Origin of the sequence: Variovorax paradoxus, from assembly GCF_000834655.1 — a bacterium.
Lineage (GTDB): Bacteria > Pseudomonadota > Gammaproteobacteria > Burkholderiales > Burkholderiaceae_C > Variovorax > Variovorax paradoxus_F.
The window spans coordinates 1-17,574 of record NZ_JXQQ01000001.1 but is presented as its reverse complement, the minus strand read 5'-3'; the positions used below and the strand labels follow the sequence as shown (position 1 = coordinate 17,574).

The following is a 17,574-nucleotide window of genomic DNA, read 5'->3' as shown; positions in this document are numbered from 1 at the left end:
GGGATGGCGCAGACCTTCACTTCACTGCCCGCCCTGCAGGTCATGCTGTGGGGTGTGCTTTTTTTCGGCGGCATCTACCTGGGCTTCGGCGCCATCACCTGGCTGCTGACGAAGCGGGTGCTGCCGGCGATGGGCATCGGGCGGGTGCTCGATCCGCGGCCGCTGCAGCCGGGCCAGTTGCGGCGGGAGCTCTCGCAGTCGGGCATCTCGGTGCTGATCTTCGGGCTGGGCATGGTGTTTCCGTGGGGCTTGCTGCAACTGGGCTGGGCGCGGCTCGATCCGGATGCAGGATGGCGGCAGATCGCCGTTGAGACCCTCGTGCTGGCGGTGTGGAACGACGTGCATTTCTGGGTCAACCATCGCCTGTTGCACACGCGCCCGCTGCGCCGCTTTCACGGGCCGCACCATCGCTCGTTCGTGACCACGCCGTGGGCCACCTACAGCTTCCACCCCATCGAGGCGCTGATGCTGGGCAACGTGATCCTGCTGCCGATGGTGGTGCATGACTTCAGCTTCTGGTCGCTGGCGGCAGTGCCTGTGTTCAGTCTGTTCTTCAACTGCGTCGGGCATTCCAACTACGACTTCTTCACGGGGGTGTCGTACAGCCACTGGTTCGCCGCGAGCCGCCGGCACCACCTGCACCACGCATGCCACAACGGCAACTACGGTTTTCAGTTCACCTTCATGGACCGGCTGTTCAAGACGCGCATCGCGGCGGATGCGGCCGAGCCGCACTTCCAGGCCTTCCGGGACAAGCAGGCGCGGCAGCATGGCACGCCCGCCTGAGGCGTCGCGCGGCCTGGTGCGCCTGCGGCACTGGCGCGATTGGCAAAGCCTCGCATACCTGCTCGCGCTGCCGGCGCTGGCGGCGTGGCAGTGGGTGAACGGCTTCGACGTGCTGCTCTACGCGCTGATGCTGTTCCTCACGCTCGGTGTCGGCGTCATCCATCACAACCACGTGCACCTGCGCATGTGGCGCGGGCGGGGCATGAACCGGCTGACCGACTTCTGGATCACGCTGCTGCAGGGCCATCCCACCTTCGTGTTCTGGCCCGCGCACGTGGCCAACCACCATCGCCACCGGCATGGCCCGAAGGACGTGGCGCGCACCTACCGCTTCGGCGGCGACACCAACCACCTGTGGGGCTACCTGCTGCATCCGTTCCAGGCGGTATGGGTGTTGATGCCGGTGTTCGTCGGCTGGCTCGCGCGTCTGCGGGCGCACCGGCGCGGCGCGTGGCGCTATTGCATCGCGCAGTACGTGCTGTGGCTCGCGAGCTGGGCCGTGCTTCTTGCGCTCGACTGGCGCAAGGCATTGCTCTTCGTGATCGTGCCGCAGCTGCACGGCTTGCACTGGCTGCTGGCGACCAACTACCTGCAGCATGCGCATGCCGATGGCCGAAAGGTGTCGGCCAAGGGGGCGTCGCGCGATACCCCCGGTGGCCGTCTGAACTACGCGCGCAATTTCGAAGGGCTGGTGAACCCGTTGTTGTTCAACATCGGCCTGCACACCGCACACCACGAGAATCCGCATGCCCATTGGTCCGAGCTCACGCACCTGCACCGCACGCGCTACCGCGCGCAGGTCGATCCCGTGCTCAACGAGGGCGGGCTGGTTCCCTACATGCTGCGGGTTTTCGTGCTGGGGACCGTGTGGCCGCGTTTTCGCAGCCGCTCGCTGATGCCTCCCGATTCCTCCACTCACTGAACCATGCCTGTTTCATTCCAACGCGTGTACCTCGAGAGCGCCGGCTATTTCATGCCGGGCGAGCCCATTCCCAACGACCGCATGGACGCGTACATCGCGCCGCTCAACCGCATGTCCGAGCGCATCAAGCGGCGCATCCTCGCGGAGAACGGCATCCTCACGCGGCACTACGCCATCGATGCGGAGGGCGTGACGCAGCACAGCAATGCGCAGCTCGCCGCGGGCGCCATTCGCGATTGCCTGCGGCGCGGCGGCGCGGAACTGTCGCGGGTGTCGCTGCTCGCGAGCGGCTCCTCGGGTGGCGACACGCTGATGCCGGGTTTCGCCAACATGATCCAGGGCGAACTCGCGGCGCAGCCGATGGAGACGCATTCGGTGCACGGCATCTGCGCAGCCGGCGTGTCGGCGATCCAGACGGCTGCGCAGGGCATCGAGTTGGGTGCGCACCGCAGCGCGATGGCGGTGGCGAGCGAGATGCCGTCGCGGCTCTTCAAGCGCTCGCGTTTCGCGGCCCGTGGGTATGAAACCGACTTCGACTCGCACTTCCTGCGCTGGATGCTGTCCGATGGCGCAGGGGCGCTGCTGCTTTCGGATGGCTCGCCTGCATTGGCGGGCGCGCCTGGCCTCCGCTTGAAGCTGAAATGGGTGCACCAGCGCGCGTTCTCGGGCGACTACCCCGTGTGCATGCAGCTCGGCCTGACCGAAGACCGCGCGCGCGGCCACCTCGACTTCGGCTCCTGGGCCGAGGCCGAAGCCGCCGGTGCGCTCTCGCTGCGCCAGGACATCCGCCTGCTGCCGCACCTGTTCGACATCGGCATCCACGAATACGCGGGGCTGGTGCGCGACGGCTGGGTCGATCCGAAGCGGGTCAATCACTTCCTGTGCCACTACTCGTCGGAAAAATTCATCCCGGTCGTCGAAGACTTGATGAACAAGGCCGACCTGTCGATTCCGCGCGAGCGCTGGTGGAGCAACCTCGCGTGGCGCGGCAACACGGGGGCCGCGTCGATCCTGATCATGCTGGCCGAATTCCTTCATACGAAGACGCTGAAGCCGGGCGAGCAGATCTTCTGCTACGTGCCCGAGTCGGGGCGCTTCATGGCGGCGTACATGCTGCTGGAAGTCGAAGCGACCGATGCGGCACCTGCAGCGATAGCGGCACCCCGTGCCGCCGTGCCGGACGACGATCTCGTCATTGCACCTCCGCACGACCCGGCCGCGGCGCCCGACGGCCTTGGGGCCTTGCTCACCGAACTGGCCGCCATCTGGCACGACTACCGCTCCCGCGTCTGGCGCACGCCGCTGATCCGCCAGATCCGAGAACGTCGCTTCGCGTTGCCCGATTACCTGAACTGGATGGAGCAGTGGGTGCCGCAGGTGCGCGAGGGCAGCCTGTGGATGCGCGAAGGCGCCGCCTCGTTGAGCGAGCCGTACCAGATGCTGGCCTCGCTGATCGGCGTGCACGCGGGCGAGGAGCAGAACGACTTCAATATCCTCTTCAGCGACTACCAGAAGGCCGGCGGCACGGTCGCGCGGATCGACGATCTGCGCCGCAACCCCGGCGGCGAGGCGCTCAACGCATACCTGCACGGCCTAGCCGCCACGCGGGACCCAATCGGCCTGTTGGGCGCGATCTACATCATCGAAGGCACGGGCCAGCGCATCGTGCCGGCGCTGCTGCCGCTCATCAAGGCCAGCGTGAAGCTGCCGCCCGATGCCTTTCGGTTCCTCGAATATCACGGCCACAACGACGAGAACCACCTGAACCGCTGGCTCGCCGCGGTCGAGATGGTCATGGCCGTCGAGGGGCAGGCCCGGGCGGCCCGCCAGATCATCGACACGGCGCGCCACACGGCGGCGCTCTACCTGATGCAGTTCCAGCACATCACGGAGCGGATGCCGCATGAGCCGCCGGGCCGCCCCAAGGCGAATACCGCAGCCGCAGGCGGAGGTTTCCAATGAGCCGAACGCCTGAATTCCTGACGCAAGCCCATGACGATCGCGACCCGAGCCCGTGGCTTGCGCTCTACCTGGACCAGAGCACGCCGCTGCCGGACAACGTCAAGTCGGCGTGGCTCGCCGATTCGAGTTCGGGCTCGCGCCAGTACCTGCTGCCCTTTTTGCGGCCGATCGCGCGGCTGACGATCATCCTGATCCAGATCGTGAAGGTGTTCGTGCCGCGCAACTGGTCGCATTCGATGCTGCTGCACCGCTTTCTGGCGTGGGGGCTCAAGCGCTTTGTGTCGCCGGAGGCGAACTGGCTGATTCTTCGGCACTTTCACCTGGGCTCGCAGGTGCTGGCGTTCATCGGGCGCAATTCGCCGGCGTCGGTTGCGACGAATCCGCTGGAGCCCGCGGACCTCGACGCGCTGAAGGACGAGATGTTCCTGAAGCACGACCTGAACCTCTTCAACTTCGTGATCCGCCTCAACACGGCGCTGCGAGAGAAGGGCGTCGCGCTGTGCAAGGCGGAGAAGGTCGATTTCTCGATGATCAAGGAGCCGGGGCTGCGGCTGGAGGACATGCCCCAGGGCAAGCTCAATTTCCTGGACCTGCAGAGCGCGATCGAGCTTTTCACGCCGCTCTACCAGCTGATGCTGACGGACAACGATTTCTGGCGCGCCGCCAACTCATTGCAACTGGACGAAACCATCGGCATCTACACGGCGACGATCCTGAATGCGCCGGAGCACCTGATCCTGGTCAACAACAAGCACCCGCTGGTGCCCCTGTCGACCCTCAGGGCGGGGCACCGGCTGGTGATCCACGGGCTGTCCACGGAAATGCTCCACAGCCTGCTCCAGCGCATGCAGGCGGCCCAGAAAGCGGGAGAGCCGGAAACAGCCCTCTTCGACCAGCCACTTGCATAGGCGTATGCTGCCCCCAGATGCGAACCATGAACACGACCCACAATCCGTCCCCCAAGACCGATCTGGCAGTGACCCAGGTGCTGGCGCAACTGCTGGAACGCCTGGAGCACAGCGCCGTGCCCGTAGGCGCCGAGCAGTACCGCTCGGTGGTCGAGCACCTGGTGCATGAGTTCGAGGATGTCGCGCCAGGCGCCGAGCTGGGCCGCCTGCTCGATGCCTATCCGGCCGCATCCGAGGTTTATGAGAACCTCAACTATCACCACGCCGGGCTTTGCCGCTCGGCATTGGATGTTTCCCTTGCGGCTGAAGTCAGCGCCAGGGAAGCCATTGCACGCGCCATGGGCGCTGCCAAAACGAACAAGGACAAGACGCATGGCGAAGGGTGAAGTGAAGACGGCAGTGGTGGCGGACGGCCTGCGCTACAAGACCAAGACACCGGGTTCCCCGTTCCGCGCCTCGGCGTCGTTCAGCGGGGCGACCATGTCCTGCTTCATGTGCGGCAAGCACCGCGTGCGTTCGCAATTGCGCACGCGCCAGGTGCTGGGCAAGTCGCAAACCGTCTGCGCGCCTTCGTGCAAGGCGCTGGACGAAGCGCTGGAGCAATCGGAAACGTCTTCCGGCTAGTTTTCAGCTAGCACGAAGGAGAGACGTTTTGGCGACATGCCCCCGTGAAGATGTCACAGATTTCCTTCCACAATGGTCTCAATCGATATACAGTTAGACACAATTGATGCAGGTAATTGCATTCATTCAAAAGTTCTAATCTGTAGCCGATGACAAATCAATTCCAGCAAGGCCTTGGCTGCCCGGCATTGGGCGTGAACTTTGACGTTGACGCCTGCGAAAGGGGCCTGTCATGAGCAAGCCACGCCATGTCGTCATGCAGGTGGTCAAGCGCTCTTCGGGCAGCGCCACGCACCACGTCGAATTCCTCATGGACGACAACTTCGCCGAGCGCCTGCGTCAGTTGCGTTCGCTGGTGCCGCCCCTGGGCAGCCTCAACAAGCAGCGCGATCTGGTGATCGACAAGGTGAGGGTGCGCCTGCCCAACGCCATCTGGCGCTCCGGCAACGAGATCGACATCGACGGGGGCGTCGAAGGCTCCTGCATCGTCATCGCGGCGGAAGGCTCCTTCAACTGCGGTGGCAAGGACCGCAAGACGCGCGAGAAGCTCGTGACGTACAACTTCTCGATCGCGCGTCTGGTCGAGCTCCACGCCGAACGCCCCGAGGGCGAGACCTTCTACATCCGCGATGGCACCTTCGCCAACGACGAGCCGGCCGATTCGCCTGCCGGTCGCTGGGTCGCGTCGATGCACGAGCTCGAAGTGGTGATGCGCGTGCCCGACGCCCCATCGGACTTCGACACCCTGCACGACCTGTCGCTGCGTCCCGAGCAGCAACAGGCGCGCAGCGGCACTGGCGGCGGCACGCACCGCGCCAGCATGTACTGAAAAGAGACGATCAGGACGCAGCCGTCTCAGGCACGACGCCCACGGGCGTGTACTGCGCGCGGTTGTCCGCCAGCCAGCGCGTCGACAGGCTGCTGTCCTGTTGCGCCGGATGGAAGTCTGCACGCAGGTAGCTGCGCCAGCCGCGCAGGTTGCCGCGCAAAAGGCCTCCCTTGCCCAGCAGGATGCGCGTCGCGCTCTTCCATGTCGCCCACTTCCACAGTTGTTTTTCGTGGCGCAGGTTGTCGATGGTCTGGTGCATCAGGTCGCCGAGAAACATGACGGTCACGCGGCGGAACCAGCGCCTTCGCCATTCGTCCGAACCGCCCGTGGCCTTGTAAATGTCGAAGGCGACCGACTTGTGCTCCAGCTCTTCGGCGCTGTGCCAGAGCCACATGGTGCGCAGGCGCGGCTCCGCGCCGTCGAGGATCTCGGGACGCGCCAGCAGCCACTCGGCGAACATCGCGGTGAAATGCTCGGTGGCCGCCGTAACCGCCAGCGCGTGGCGCGGATCGGCTTCTTCCATCAGCGACAGGCGCTTGCTGGCGCGCGCGGTCCAGCCGTCGACGAGGCCCTGTTCTTCGAGGTGGTTGTTGAAGAGCGAATGGATGCGCCGATGCGTGGCCTCCTGCCCGATGAAGCCGCGCACGTCGGCACGGTACTTTTCCTGCGCCTCGGGCGGCAGCGTGGCCATCGCGTCGCGCACGGCGTCGATGAAGAATTGCTCGCCGAAGGGAAAGCTCATCGACAGGGCATTGAAGAAGGCGCTGGAGAATGCATCGCCGCCGCACCAGTTGCGGGCAAAGGGCGATTGCAGGTCGATCAGCAGGCGGCGGACAACGAGTTCGGTCATGAAAACAATCCTCGGGCAGGCGTGGGAAGAAACTTGGTACATCTCCGTACCGCACGCCTTCCATGGTGCGGGTCGATGCTGGTACTGTCAAGTACCGAGGCGTAGGAAAATGTGCCATCCATGACCGACACCATCGAAAAAACCGTGGCCTCCAAGTCGGCCGAGGGCACGGAAAACGAGCACTATGCGCGCCTTCTCCAAGGCATGGCGCACGCCGTGGCGGCCAAGGGCTACGCCGACACGACCATCGCCGACATCGTGCGCGAGGCGGCCGTCTCGCGGCGCACGTTCTACGAACACTTCAGCACCAAGACCGAGTGCCTGATCGCGCTCTATGAAACCGCCAGCCGCCTCGCGCTGCAGGCTGTGAGCGAGGCCTTCGACCCCGCGCAGCCGTGGCACGCACAGGTCGAGCAGGCGATGACCGCGTACTTCGACTACCTGGCGCAGGACCCGGTGCTGCTGCGCACGCTCTTCGTCGAGATCCTGGGCCTGGGCATGCCGGGGCTCGTGGCGCGCCGCCGAGTCAATGACGAGATCGCCAACTTCATCCAGGTGGCCATCAACAGCAGCGAGATGGATGGCAGCCCGGCGGCGCACCTGACGAGCGAGATGGCCATGACGGTCGTCGGCGGCATCAACGAACTGGTGCTGCAGGCCATCGAGCAGAACCGTGCCGGCGACCTGCGCGAACTGGTGGCGCCCGCCACGCGCCTCGTGCGCGCCGTGGCCGCCGAGAGCCAGCGCTAGGCGGCTTTGCGGTCCGCCTTGCGGGGCGTGGCCGCGATGAAGCTCTGGATCGACGGCGGCAGCGACTGGCCGATCTGCCCGAGCTTCTGGTTGAGAGGGTCTAGGTCCAGGTTCAGGTTGGCGTTGTAGGCGTAAGCCAGCCACGAGACGCTGACGACGGGGCCGCCCAGGCGCTTGAGGCCTTCGCTCTGCAGCCTTCGACTCGACGGCCGAGCGCGCGGCGGCCAGCTTGTCGGACCGCTCGACCATCCGGGCACGCGCGGCGTCGAAGCTCAGGGGCGGGGCTTCCGGCCGAGCCTGCGCGAACGCGCAGGTGCGCCCATCGCCTGCAGCAACACCAGGGCATGCAGGCGCTGTAAGTGACCTCGGCGAAGGCTTTTCATCGGTTCAGGAGGTCTCCTCGGAATGACTCCATTGCCCGGCCAGCGGTGAAAACGTCAGTGCATTCTTCAGCCCGGCTTTCTCTGCGCCGGGTCGTAGAAGAACTGCTCTTCGGCGATGCGCTCGCCTTCCCAGCGTTGCCACGCGATCTCTTCCATGCGCATGGTGGCGCCGCCCTTGAAGACGAACTCGAAGACCCAGTGGATCGCCACATGGTCGCCGTTCACCAGTACGGGCCGCACGCAGGTGGAAGTGACCGACTCGGTGCGCGCGAGCACGGCGCTCTCCTGTGCGACCAGCGTGCTGCGCCCGCGCCTCGGCTCCGCCTGGTTCTCGCGCATGGTGGCGTCTTCGGTGTAGTAGTCCTCGATGACCTGCGCATGCGCGCCGCCTTCGACGGCGGCGATGAAGGCTTCGAGCCGTGCGGGCGTGGGCATTTTCAGGACTTCACTTTCACTTCGACGCGGCGCGCCTCCGAGGCCGGCCCGTCGGCCTGCGACTGCTCGGGCTTGGCCAGCTCGATCTTGTCTTCGGGCGCACCCGCGGCCTTGAGCGCATCGCTCACGGCCATGGCGCGCTGCTTGGCCAGCTCGGCGTTCTTGGCCGGGTCGCCGCTCGCGTCGTGGTACCCGCTCACGAGCACGGTGCTGCCGCTCTGCACGGCCTTGATGACATCGGCCAGCGCCTCCTTGGCGTTGGGCGCGACTTCGGAACTGGCGCTCGCGAAGTAGAACTTCACGACACCGTTCTCCACCTTCACCGCGGCAGCTTCGACCGCTGACACCGCGCCCGACGCAACGGCGGCCGCCGGGGTGGCGGGTGCGGGTGGCACTGTGGCCGCAGGCGCGGTCACTGCGGTCGGCGTCTCGACCTTGGCGGGCGCCATCGCGGCCGCATCGCCGGCATGGAACTTCACCACCAGCGGCACGATGAGCAGCGCCACGATGTTGATGATCTTGATGAGCGGGTTCACGGCCGGGCCGGCGGTGTCCTTGTAGGGATCGCCCACGGTGTCGCCGGTGACGGCTGCCTTGTGCGCCTCGGAGCCCTTGCCGCCGTGGTGGCCGTCTTCGATGTATTTCTTGGCGTTGTCCCAGGCGCCGCCGCCCGTGCACATCGAGATGGCGACGAAGAGGCCCGTGACGATCGTGCCCATCAAGAGGCCGCCCAGCGCCTTCGGCCCGAGCACCAGGCCCACGACGATCGGCACCACCACCGGCAGCAGCGAGGGGATCATCATTTCCTTGATGGCCGCGCCGGTCAGCATGCCCACGGCCTTGCCGTACTCGGGCTTGCCGGTGCCTTCCATGATCCCGGGGATCTCGCGGAACTGGCGGCGCACTTCTTCCACCACCGCGCCGGCCGCGCGGCCCACGGCTTCCATGGCCATCGCGCCGAAGAGGTACGGAATCAGCCCGCCGATGAACAGGCCCACGATCACCATCGGATCGCTCAGGTTGAAGCTGATGTTGAGGCCGAAGCTCTCCAGCTTGTGCGTGTAGTCGGCAAAGAGCACCAGCGAGGCGAGGCCTGCCGAGCCGATCGCGTAGCCCTTGGTCACGGCCTTGGTCGTGTTGCCGACCGCATCGAGCGGGTCGGTCACGGCGCGCACGCTGTCGGGCAGCTCGCTCATCTCGGCGATGCCGCCGGCGTTGTCGGTGATGGGGCCGTAGGCGTCAAGCGCGACCACGATGCCCGCCATGCTCAGCATGGACGTTGCGGCGACCGCGATGCCGAACAGGCCGGCCAGCGAATACGAAGCCAGGATCGCGATGCACACGAAGATCACCGGCCAGGCGGTCGAGCGCATCGAGACGCCCAGGCCCGCGATGATGTTCGTGCCGTGGCCCGTGGTCGAGGCCTGCGCGATGTGCTGCACCGGCTTGTACTGCGTGCCGGTGTAGTACTCGGTGACCCACACCAGCGCTGCGGTGAGCGCCAGGCCCACGAAGCAGGCGCCGAAGAGCTTCAGCTGGCTGCCGCTCGCGGCGATGGCGTTATCCGGAATGATCCAGGCCGTGACGAACCAGAACGCGATCAGCGACAGGACGCCCGCGACCGCCAGGCCCTTGTAGAGCGCCGGCATCACGTTGACCATGCCCGGCGAGGCCTTCACGAAGAAGCAGCCGATGATCGACGCGATGATCGATACGCCGCCTAGAGCGAGCGGATACAGCACCGCGTTGCCGGGCGCCGTGGTGACCATCAGGGCGCCGAGCACCATGGTGGCGATCAGCGTCACCGCGTAGGTCTCGAACAGGTCGGCCGCCATGCCGGCGCAGTCGCCGACGTTGTCGCCTACGTTGTCGGCGATCACCGCCGGGTTGCGCGGATCGTCTTCCGGAATGCCGGCTTCGACCTTGCCCACCAGGTCGGCGCCGACGTCGGCGCCCTTGGTGAAGATGCCGCCGCCCAGCCGCGCGAAGATCGAGATCAGCGAGGAGCCGAAGGCAAAGCCGATCAGCGGGTTGAGGATGGCCGCCAGGGTGTGGTCCGACTTGGGTGCGCTGCCGGCCAGGAACCAGTAGAAGCCGGTCACGCCCAGCAGGCCCAGGCCCACCACCAGCATGCCGGTGATGGCGCCGCCGCGGAACGCCACGTCCAGCGCCGGGCCGATGCCCTTGGTGGCCGCCTGCGCGGTGCGCACGTTGGCGCGCACCGACACGTTCATGCCGATGAAGCCGCAGGCGCCCGAGAGCACCGCGCCGACCACGAAGCCGACGGCGGTGGTCAGGTCCAGGAAGAGGCCGATCAGGACCGCCAGGACGACGCCGACCACCGCGATGGTGGTGTATTGCTTGGCGAGGTAGGCCGAGGCGCCGGCCTGGATGGCAGCGGCGATTTCCTGCATCCGGGCGTTGCCCGGGTCCTTGGCGAGAATCCAACTTCGGGCCCAGAAACCGTAGCCGACGGCCACGAGGCCGCAGACGAGGGCGAGTATCAGGGGGGTGTTGCCGATCATGCTTTGCTTCTCCATTCGTTCGTTGTGACTTGTGGAGACGGACAGCATGGGCCCTGCGTGCAACGCGTACGGGACCATGTTCTCCGCCGCGTTGCTTCCTCGAAGCTCGCTGCACCGAAAAGGTGAGGAGCCGATTGGCCAACGGGTGCAATTTACAGGCAAAAACGCGGCCGTGTGCGACCGCTCGGTGACACGGAAAGTAAACTCAGGGTTTGTCCCCGTCTCCACAATACTTTTCAACTACTCGAAAAACGTCATGTCCTTCGACAAAGTCTCCCCCGGCAAGAACGTCCCCGATGCCTTCAACGTCGTGATCGAAATCCCGATGAACGCCGACCCGATCAAGTACGAAGTCGACAAGGAATCGGGCGCGATCTTCGTGGACCGCTTCATGACGACGGCCATGTACTACCCCGCCAACTACGGCTACGTGCCGCAGACCTTGTCGGGCGACGGCGACCCGGTCGACGTGCTGGTGATCGCGCCGTACCCGCTGCTGCCGGGCGTGGTCGTGCCCTGCCGCCCCCTGGGCATCCTGATGATGGAAGACGAAGCCGGCGTCGACGGCAAGGTGCTGGCCGTGCCCACCGACAAGGTGCTGCCGATCTACAGCCACTGGAAGTCGGTCGACGACGTGAACCCGATGCGCCTGAAGGCCATCAGCCACTTCTTCGAGCACTACAAGGACCTGGAAGCGGGCAAGTGGGTCAAGGTGCTGGGCTGGGAAGGCATCGACGCGGCGAAGAAGGAAGTCGTCGACGGTATCGCCGCGTACAAGAAGTAATCCAGGTCGTTTTCACTTCGCGCCCTCGAGCGCGAAAGGCGAACGGCGCGGATCGCGCACGTAGGCGCCTTTGAGCGAGGGCGCGCATTCGGCCCCGTCGGAGACCGTGATGCGGTCGGCGGCAAACTGGAAGGTGCGGGTGCAACGCCCGCCTTCCGCCACCCTCAGGCGCTGGCCGGCTTCGAGCACGTTTCGTCCCTGCAGCAGCATGTTGCCGCGTGGGTCGGGGCAGATGTAGATCTCGACATCGAGCTGCCCGCCGTCGCCGGGCGTGACATCGAGGAAGCGGCCTTCGTGCGGGCATTTGCCCTGTACGTAGCGGCCCATCCAATGCAGCAGCGGATGGCTGAGGTACGCGATGCGGCGCTGGTAGTCCTGCGTCAGGCAATCGACGTTGCCCTTGCACTCGCGGTTGCGTACCGCGATCCAGTCGCGCTGGTCGCGCCGCAGGATCGTTCCCCATTGGCCCGCATCGGGCATCTCGAGCTGGCGCTGGTAGAGCGCGGCCAGGGCCTCGTCCTGCCGCGACAGGCCCGGGTCGGCGCAGATGGCTTTTTCGGTCGCGTTGCCGGCCTTGGCGCAGTCGAAGCTCGCGGCACAGGCGTGGCCGGCGCAAGCGAAGCAGAGCGCTGCAAGAGCGAGACGAATCAACGGGCGCATGCGGTCCTCCTCGGAGTCTGGCTTTTCCGGCCCGGATGCTAGGAGAGGCGCCGTGCGCCGTCGATGTGCCGAACGGTCAAGGGCGCTATGCCCTTGGACAGAGCCTGTGCTTCAGCCTGCCGCCTTGAACGGGCTGCGCTCGCCCAGGTGGTCCATGTAGTTCTCGATGCCGGCACCCTCGCGTTCGAGAAAGCGCTCGACCGCGTCCGAGAACGCCGGGTGCGCCAGCCAATGCGCGCTGGTGGTTTTCACCGGCATCAGCGCGCGCGCCATCTTGTGCTCGCCTTGTGCGCCGCCCTCGAAGCGCTGTGCCCCGTGCGCGATGCACCAGGCGAGCGGCTGGTAGTAGCAGGCCTCGAAATGCAGGCAGTCGACGCGCTCCAGCGCGCCCCAGTAGCGGCCGTAGGCAACGAGCGGTTCGTCCGGCTGCGTGGAGAGCGCGATCAGGCTGGTCGCCATGGGCTTGCCGTTGCGCTCGGCGACGAACAGCAGCCAGGCCTCGGGCAGGGTGTCGGCCATGCGCTGGAAGAAATCGCGCGTGAGGTAGGGCGGGTTGCCGTGCTCGCGGTAGGTGCGCTCGTAGCAGCGGTAGAAGAAATCCCAGTCGGCCTTCGAGATGTCCTTGCCGCGCGACCAGCGGAAGCTCACGCCCGCATCGGCGACCTTGCGGCGCTCCTGGCGGATCTTCTTGCGCTTGTCGTGGGCGAGGCTGGCCAGGAAGGTGTCGAAGTCGGGGTAGCCGGGCTGCGCCTTCCCTTCGGAGGATGGCGAGGACACGTCGGTGCCGAGCGTGGGCGCCATGTTCGTCCAATGGAACTGCACCGTGTTGCGCAGCATCAGCCCGGCTTCGGTGCACGCTGCGATGTCTTCGTCGGCGCCGAACAGCAGATGCAGAGAAGAAAGTTCTTCCTGCTTGCACCAGGCGACCAGCGCCTGCACCAGCAGCGTGCGGCTCTGCGCATCGCGCGCCAGGAGCCGCGTGCCCGGCACCGGCGTGAAGGGCACCGCGACCACGGCCTTGGGGTAGTAGGCGAGGCCGTGCTGCTCGTAGGCGTTGGCCCAGGCCCAGTCGAAGACGTACTCGCCGTACGAATGGTCCTTGATGTAGACCGGGCAGGCGGCTTGCAACTGCTTGCCGCGCCAGAGCGTGACGAACTGCGCCGTCCATCCGCTGGCGGGCGATGCGCTGCCGCTTTCGTGCAGCGCCGCGAGGTATTCGTGGCGCATGAAAGGCGAGGGCTCGGCCTGCGCGGCGAGCAGCGCGTTCCAGGCTTTCGGGCTCACGTCCGACGGTGACGCCAGAACCCGAATGACATAATCGTTCAAGCCTTTTTCTTCCTTCTGTATGACGCTCAAGCTCGCCATCGCGCAACTCAATTTTGTGGTGGGCGACCTCGCCGGCAACGCAAGAAAGATCGTCGATGCCGCACGCAACGCCCATGCGCAAGGCGCGCGCCTGCTCCTGACGCCCGAACTCTCGATTGCCGGCTATGCAGCGGAAGACCTGTTCCTCCGTCCCGCCTTCACCGAAGCCTGTGATGATGCCGTGAAAGGCATTGCCGCTGCGCTGGCCGACCTCAAAGACATGGTCGTGGTGGTGGGGCATCCGACCGGGGGAAGCCTTCGCAGCCGCTCCGTGGCAGTGCAGATGCGCCACAACGCCGCCAGCGTGATCAAGGAAGGCCGCATCCTCGAGACCTATGCCAAACGCGAGCTGCCGAACTACCAGGTGTTCGACGAGCGCCGGTATTTCACGCCGGGGCGGGGCACTTGCGTGTTCGAGGCGGGCGGGGTTTCCGTCGGGCTGCTGATCTGCGAGGACGCATGGTTCGACCAGCCGGCCGAGCTGGCCCGCGACGCCGGCGCCGAGGTGCTGGCCGTGATCAACGCCTCGCCCTATCACGTGGGCAAGGAGGGCGAGCGCGTCGCGCGCATGGCGGATCGGGCGCGCGCCGCAGGGTTGCCGCTGGTCTACGCGCACCTGGTCGGTGGGCAGGACGAAGTGGTGTTCGACGGTGCTTCGTTCGCGCTGCAGGCCGACGGCGCGCTCGCCATGCAGGCCGAGAGCTTCCAGGAGAAATTGGTCTTCGCGCAGCTGGAGCGCGCACCGCAAGGCGGCATCGGCTTCGCGATCGAGTCCGATGCAGTGGCCGGCCCACGCGACGCGGAAGCGCAACTGTGGGACGCCCTGGTGCTCGGCGTGCGCGACTACATCTGCAAGAACGGCTTTCCGGGCGCCATCCTGGGGCTCTCGGGCGGCATCGACTCCGCATTGGTGCTTGCCATCGCGGTCGATGCACTCGGCAAGGACAAGGTGCGCGCGGTGATGATGCCTTCGCCTTACACGGCCGACATCAGCTGGATCGACGCACGCGAGATGGCGAAGCGCCTGGGCGTGCGCTACGACGAGATCTCGATCGAGCACACCTTCGAGTCCTTCAAGGGTGCCCTCGCCGAAGAGTTCAAGGGCCGGCCCGAGGACACGGCCGAAGAAAACATCCAGGCCCGCATCCGCGGCACGCTGCTGATGGCCCTGTCGAACAAGTTCGGCTCAATCGTGCTCACCACGGGCAACAAGAGCGAGATGGCTACCGGCTACTGCACGCTCTACGGCGACATGGCAGGCGGCTTCGCGGTGATCAAGGACCTGCTCAAGACCACGGTGTTCGCGCTGGCGCGCTGGCGGAACGCCCATGACCCGTACGGCACCGGCGTCGCGCCGATTCCCGAGCGGATCATCACGCGCCCCCCGAGCGCCGAGCTTCGGCCCGACCAGACCGACCAGGACAGCCTGCCGCCCTACGACATCCTCGATGGAATCCTGGCACGCTACATGCAGGACGACGAGGGCATCGACGAGATCATCGCCGCGGGCTACGAACGCGCGGTGGTCGAGGGGGTTGCGAGGCTCATCAAGATCAATGAATACAAGCGGCGCCAGGCGCCGGTAGGAATCCGGGTGACCCACCGCAGCTTCGGCAAGGATTGGCGTTACCCTATCACCAGCAAATTCAACGAAACCGCCGGAGCACAAAAACCATGAAGCAGATCACCGCCATCGTCAAACCCTTCAAGCTCGAGGACGTGCGCGAGGCCTTGGCCGAAGTGGGCGTTACCGGCCTGACCGTGACCGAGGTCAAGGGCTTCGGCCGCCAGAAGGGTCACACCGAGCTCTACCGCGGCGCCGAGTACGTGGTCGACTTCCTGCCCAAGATGAAGGTCGAAGTGGTCGTGAACGAGGGCGACGTGGAGCGCTGCATCGAGGCCATCGTCAATTCGGCGCGCACCGGGAAGATCGGCGACGGCAAGATCTTCGTCACGGCCGTGGAGCGCATCGTGCGCATCCGGACCGGCGAAGAAAACGAAAACGCTGTCTGAAGCAAAAAAGCCCCGGTGACCGGGGCTTTTTCTTTGGAGGGGGCGTCAGAGGTTTTCGGACAGCCTGTCTTCGCGCGGATGGAGCGGCACTTTGGCGCGCAGTGCGGTGAGCAGTTCGGTGGAGTCGGTGCCTGTGCGGATCAGCTGCATCTGCCAATCGCCCATGAAGCCCTCGCGCACGCTGTGCGCGAGAAAGTCGAGCAGCTTGTCGTAATAGCCGGCGGTGTTGAGGATGCCGGTCGGCTTGTCGTGGTAGCCGAGCTGGCGCCAGGTCCAGATCTCGAACAGCTCCTCGAAGGTGCCGATGCCGCCCGGCAGGGCGATGAAGGCATCGGCGCGCTCGCCCATCATGGCCTTGCGCTCGTGCATGGTGTCCACCACGTGCAGTTCGTCGCACAGCGGATTGGCCAACTCCTTGTCGACCAGGGCCTTGGGGATGATGCCGACGACGCGGCCGCCGGCAAGGCGGGTGGCTTCGGCCACCGTGCCCATCAGGCCGGTGCGGCCGCCACCGTAGACCAGTTGGCCGCCATGCTGGCCGATCCACTGGCCGACTGCCCTGGCGGCCTCGGAAAACTCGGGGCGCTCGCCGGGGCGCGAGCCGCAATACACACAGATCGAAAATTCAGGATTCATCCCGCCATCATGCCTCGGGACGCGGGCCCGCTCATGACACGAAGCGCGCCCATAATGCCGCCGCCCAGATGCCACCGCACAGCGTGAGCGAGAGCAGCACCGCGGCGCTGCCCATGTCCTTGGCGCGCTTGGAGAGGTCGTGCCATTCGGGGCCGATGCGGTCGATGGCAGCCTCCACGGCGGTGTTGAGCAGCTCGACGATCATCACCAGGATCGCGCTGCCGGCGAGCAGTGCCACCTCGACCCAGCTGCGGCCGAGCCAGAAGGCGGCCGGGATCATCACGATCGACAGGATCGCTTCCTGGCGGAAGGCGGGTTCGCTCCAGCCGGCACGAAGGCCATGGAGCGAGATCAGCGTGGCATGAAAAACGCGCTCGAAGCCCTTGCGGGCCTTTTGCGGATTGACGGCGGGGTCGGGAAGCTCGGGCAGGGCACTCATCGGCGGCTCATGGGCTTGGAAGTGATGAGCCGCGTACCGGCCCAGGCGTCATGCCAGAACTGGCGATCGGGGTGGAAACGTGCAAGAACCGCCCAGACGGCGACCCAGCCGAAGATCAGCACCGTCGATTCGGCGCCCGACAGCTTGAAGGGCGCAATGGCAGCGAGCGGGGGCAGGAACCAGATCCAGCTGAGCAGGTAGCGGGCCAATGCCCGGCGCTGGCTGACGGGCTGGCCGTGGATGTCGACGATGCGGATGTTCCAGGTCTTCATCGCGAGCGTCTGGCCCTTGGTCCAGAACCAGACGAAGTACACGCCGAACACGACGAAAAGGAAGGCCTGGAACAGGTGCCGGCGCGAGTCCATGGCGTCCCGCATCTGGCCCAGCGTGCTGAACAGCCAGCCCGAGACGAACACGACTGCGAACAACAGCATGCCCTCATAGAGCCAGCAGGCCATCCGGGGCCAGAGGCCGGGCACTGTCGAGGAAGGGGCGCTGGTTGCCGGGGAAGCAGGCGAGGCGGGCTGATCGGGCCCCGAAGCCTCGGGAGAACTGGAAACCATCGAAGCCTTGGTGTCAGGGGGCGGAGGGAAGCTGCTCGGCCGGCGTCGGCGGCGGGACCTGGGCCTCGGCGGGAACCGGCGGCGCGGCGACGCCGACGGGCGCAGGCGCCGCGGCGGGCGCGAGGCTGGCCGCGGCAGGC

General features: G+C 66.1%; 20 protein-coding genes. 11 read left to right on the top strand and 9 right to left on the bottom strand.

Annotated features, from left to right (window positions below; translation table 11 throughout):
- Positions 1-3: 3 nt before the first annotated feature.
- The 7 genes from RT97_RS00100 (at position 4) to RT97_RS00070 (ending at position 6,031) form a co-directional block, all read left to right on the top strand.
- Positions 4-786 (top strand): sterol desaturase family protein, encoded by a 783-nt coding sequence (locus RT97_RS00100; protein WP_042576748.1) that lies wholly within the window; start codon positions 4-6, stop codon positions 784-786.
- Complete coding sequence (locus RT97_RS00095) at positions 770-1,708, top strand: fatty acid desaturase (protein WP_042576747.1); 939 nt, start codon at positions 770-772, stop codon at positions 1,706-1,708. Before RT97_RS00100 ends, RT97_RS00095 begins: the two co-directional genes overlap by 17 nt.
- Positions 1,709-1,711: 3 nt before the next feature.
- Entirely contained in the window at positions 1,712-3,670 is a 1,959-nt protein-coding gene (locus RT97_RS00090) for a StlD/DarB family beta-ketosynthase (RefSeq protein WP_042576746.1), read from the top strand.
- The gene (locus RT97_RS00085; protein WP_042576745.1) at positions 3,667-4,578 is read left to right on the top strand and encodes a DUF6999 family protein; all 912 of its coding nucleotides are present in this window, start codon (positions 3,667-3,669) and stop codon (positions 4,576-4,578) included. The genes RT97_RS00090 and RT97_RS00085 overlap by 4 nt, the downstream gene beginning before the upstream one ends.
- Before the next feature lie 17 nt (positions 4,579-4,595).
- A complete protein-coding gene (locus RT97_RS00080) occupies positions 4,596-4,964 on the top strand; it encodes a hypothetical protein (protein ID WP_042576744.1) in 369 nt (122 codons plus the stop codon).
- A complete protein-coding gene (locus RT97_RS00075; protein ID WP_042576743.1) occupies positions 4,951-5,202 on the top strand; it encodes a hypothetical protein in 252 nt (83 codons plus the stop codon). The genes RT97_RS00080 and RT97_RS00075 overlap by 14 nt, the downstream gene beginning before the upstream one ends.
- Positions 5,203-5,434: 232 nt before the next feature.
- Positions 5,435-6,031, top strand: a complete 597-nt coding sequence (locus tag RT97_RS00070; protein WP_042576742.1) for a hypothetical protein — start codon at positions 5,435-5,437, stop codon at positions 6,029-6,031.
- A gap of 10 nt (positions 6,032-6,041) precedes the next feature.
- On the opposite strand, the gene RT97_RS00065 is transcribed toward RT97_RS00070, so the two are convergent.
- Entirely contained in the window at positions 6,042-6,881 is an 840-nt protein-coding gene (locus tag RT97_RS00065) for a metal-dependent hydrolase (RefSeq protein WP_042576741.1), read from the bottom strand.
- A 120-nt stretch (positions 6,882-7,001) separates the two neighbouring features.
- Here RT97_RS00065 and RT97_RS00060 point away from each other — a divergent pair, with 120 nt between their 5' ends.
- Positions 7,002-7,631, top strand: a complete 630-nt coding sequence (locus tag RT97_RS00060) for a TetR/AcrR family transcriptional regulator (protein WP_042576740.1) — start codon at positions 7,002-7,004, stop codon at positions 7,629-7,631.
- Here the strand turns inward: RT97_RS00060 and RT97_RS00055 are convergent.
- From RT97_RS00055 to RT97_RS00045, 3 genes are all read right to left on the bottom strand, one after another.
- A complete protein-coding gene (locus RT97_RS00055; protein WP_042576739.1) occupies positions 7,628-7,888 on the bottom strand; it encodes a hypothetical protein in 261 nt (86 codons plus the stop codon). The two genes, RT97_RS00060 and RT97_RS00055, sit on opposite strands and share 4 nt — an antisense overlap.
- A gap of 192 nt (positions 7,889-8,080) precedes the next feature.
- The gene (locus RT97_RS00050) at positions 8,081-8,449 is read right to left on the bottom strand and encodes a nuclear transport factor 2 family protein (protein ID WP_042576738.1); all 369 of its coding nucleotides are present in this window, start codon (positions 8,447-8,449) and stop codon (positions 8,081-8,083) included.
- 2 nt (positions 8,450-8,451) lie between these two features.
- Positions 8,452-10,974, bottom strand: coding sequence for a sodium-translocating pyrophosphatase (locus RT97_RS00045; protein WP_155403692.1), 2,523 nt, complete (start codon positions 10,972-10,974; stop codon positions 8,452-8,454).
- 256 nt (positions 10,975-11,230) lie between these two features.
- Here RT97_RS00045 and ppa point away from each other — a divergent pair, with 256 nt between their 5' ends.
- Positions 11,231-11,758 (top strand): inorganic diphosphatase, encoded by a 528-nt coding sequence (gene ppa, locus RT97_RS00040; RefSeq protein ID WP_042576736.1) that lies wholly within the window; start codon positions 11,231-11,233, stop codon positions 11,756-11,758.
- A 12-nt stretch (positions 11,759-11,770) separates the two neighbouring features.
- On the opposite strand, the gene RT97_RS31965 is transcribed toward ppa, so the two are convergent.
- Positions 11,771-12,418, bottom strand: a complete 648-nt coding sequence (locus tag RT97_RS31965) for a lysozyme inhibitor LprI family protein (protein WP_052810505.1) — start codon at positions 12,416-12,418, stop codon at positions 11,771-11,773.
- A gap of 111 nt (positions 12,419-12,529) precedes the next feature.
- The gene (locus tag RT97_RS00030; protein ID WP_042576778.1) at positions 12,530-13,744 is read right to left on the bottom strand and encodes a GNAT family N-acetyltransferase; all 1,215 of its coding nucleotides are present in this window, start codon (positions 13,742-13,744) and stop codon (positions 12,530-12,532) included.
- A 19-nt stretch (positions 13,745-13,763) separates the two neighbouring features.
- On the opposite strand from RT97_RS00030, the gene RT97_RS00025 reads away from it, so the two are divergent.
- Complete coding sequence (locus RT97_RS00025; protein ID WP_042576735.1) at positions 13,764-15,461, top strand: NAD+ synthase; 1,698 nt, start codon at positions 13,764-13,766, stop codon at positions 15,459-15,461.
- Positions 15,458-15,796 carry a P-II family nitrogen regulator gene (locus RT97_RS00020; RefSeq protein WP_013540975.1) on the top strand — a complete coding sequence of 113 codons (339 nt, stop codon included), beginning with the start codon at positions 15,458-15,460 and terminating at the stop codon, positions 15,794-15,796. Before RT97_RS00025 ends, RT97_RS00020 begins: the two co-directional genes overlap by 4 nt.
- Before the next feature lie 45 nt (positions 15,797-15,841).
- Here the strand turns inward: RT97_RS00020 and RT97_RS00015 are convergent, their stop codons facing one another.
- The 3 genes from RT97_RS00015 to RT97_RS00005 are packed head-to-tail and all read right to left on the bottom strand — an operon-like array spanning position 15,842 to position 17,434.
- Complete coding sequence (locus RT97_RS00015) at positions 15,842-16,432, bottom strand: TIGR00730 family Rossman fold protein (protein WP_042576734.1); 591 nt, start codon at positions 16,430-16,432, stop codon at positions 15,842-15,844.
- Between the two features lie 31 nt (positions 16,433-16,463).
- Entirely contained in the window at positions 16,464-16,871 is a 408-nt protein-coding gene (locus RT97_RS00010; RefSeq protein WP_042576733.1) for a diacylglycerol kinase, read from the bottom strand.
- Complete coding sequence (locus RT97_RS00005) at positions 16,868-17,434, bottom strand: RDD family protein (RefSeq protein ID WP_042576732.1); 567 nt, start codon at positions 17,432-17,434, stop codon at positions 16,868-16,870. The genes RT97_RS00010 and RT97_RS00005 overlap by 4 nt, the downstream gene beginning before the upstream one ends.
- Between the last annotated feature and the right edge of the window lie 140 nt (positions 17,435-17,574).

Coding starts and splice junctions, on each gene's coding strand:
- RT97_RS00100 (WP_042576748.1), top strand. CDS start 4: ATGGCGCAGACCTTCACTTCACTGCCCGCCCTGCAGGTCATGCTGTGG.
- RT97_RS00095 (WP_042576747.1), top strand. CDS start 770: ATGGCACGCCCGCCTGAGGCGTCGCGCGGCCTGGTGCGCCTGCGGCAC.
- RT97_RS00090 (WP_042576746.1), top strand. CDS start 1,712: ATGCCTGTTTCATTCCAACGCGTGTACCTCGAGAGCGCCGGCTATTTC.
- RT97_RS00085 (WP_042576745.1), top strand. CDS start 3,667: ATGAGCCGAACGCCTGAATTCCTGACGCAAGCCCATGACGATCGCGAC.
- RT97_RS00080 (WP_042576744.1), top strand. CDS start 4,596: ATGCGAACCATGAACACGACCCACAATCCGTCCCCCAAGACCGATCTG.
- RT97_RS00075 (WP_042576743.1), top strand. CDS start 4,951: ATGGCGAAGGGTGAAGTGAAGACGGCAGTGGTGGCGGACGGCCTGCGC.
- RT97_RS00070 (WP_042576742.1), top strand. CDS start 5,435: ATGAGCAAGCCACGCCATGTCGTCATGCAGGTGGTCAAGCGCTCTTCG.
- RT97_RS00065 (WP_042576741.1), bottom strand. CDS start 6,881: ATGACCGAACTCGTTGTCCGCCGCCTGCTGATCGACCTGCAATCGCCC.
- RT97_RS00060 (WP_042576740.1), top strand. CDS start 7,002: ATGACCGACACCATCGAAAAAACCGTGGCCTCCAAGTCGGCCGAGGGC.
- RT97_RS00050 (WP_042576738.1), bottom strand. CDS start 8,449: ATGCCCACGCCCGCACGGCTCGAAGCCTTCATCGCCGCCGTCGAAGGC.
- RT97_RS00045 (WP_155403692.1), bottom strand. CDS start 10,974: ATGATCGGCAACACCCCCCTGATACTCGCCCTCGTCTGCGGCCTCGTG.
- ppa (WP_042576736.1), top strand. CDS start 11,231: ATGTCCTTCGACAAAGTCTCCCCCGGCAAGAACGTCCCCGATGCCTTC.
- RT97_RS31965 (WP_052810505.1), bottom strand. CDS start 12,418: ATGCGCCCGTTGATTCGTCTCGCTCTTGCAGCGCTCTGCTTCGCTTGC.
- RT97_RS00025 (WP_042576735.1), top strand. CDS start 13,764: ATGACGCTCAAGCTCGCCATCGCGCAACTCAATTTTGTGGTGGGCGAC.
- RT97_RS00020 (WP_013540975.1), top strand. CDS start 15,458: ATGAAGCAGATCACCGCCATCGTCAAACCCTTCAAGCTCGAGGACGTG.
- RT97_RS00015 (WP_042576734.1), bottom strand. CDS start 16,432: ATGAATCCTGAATTTTCGATCTGTGTGTATTGCGGCTCGCGCCCCGGC.
- RT97_RS00010 (WP_042576733.1), bottom strand. CDS start 16,871: ATGAGTGCCCTGCCCGAGCTTCCCGACCCCGCCGTCAATCCGCAAAAG.
- RT97_RS00005 (WP_042576732.1), bottom strand. CDS start 17,434: ATGGTTTCCAGTTCTCCCGAGGCTTCGGGGCCCGATCAGCCCGCCTCG.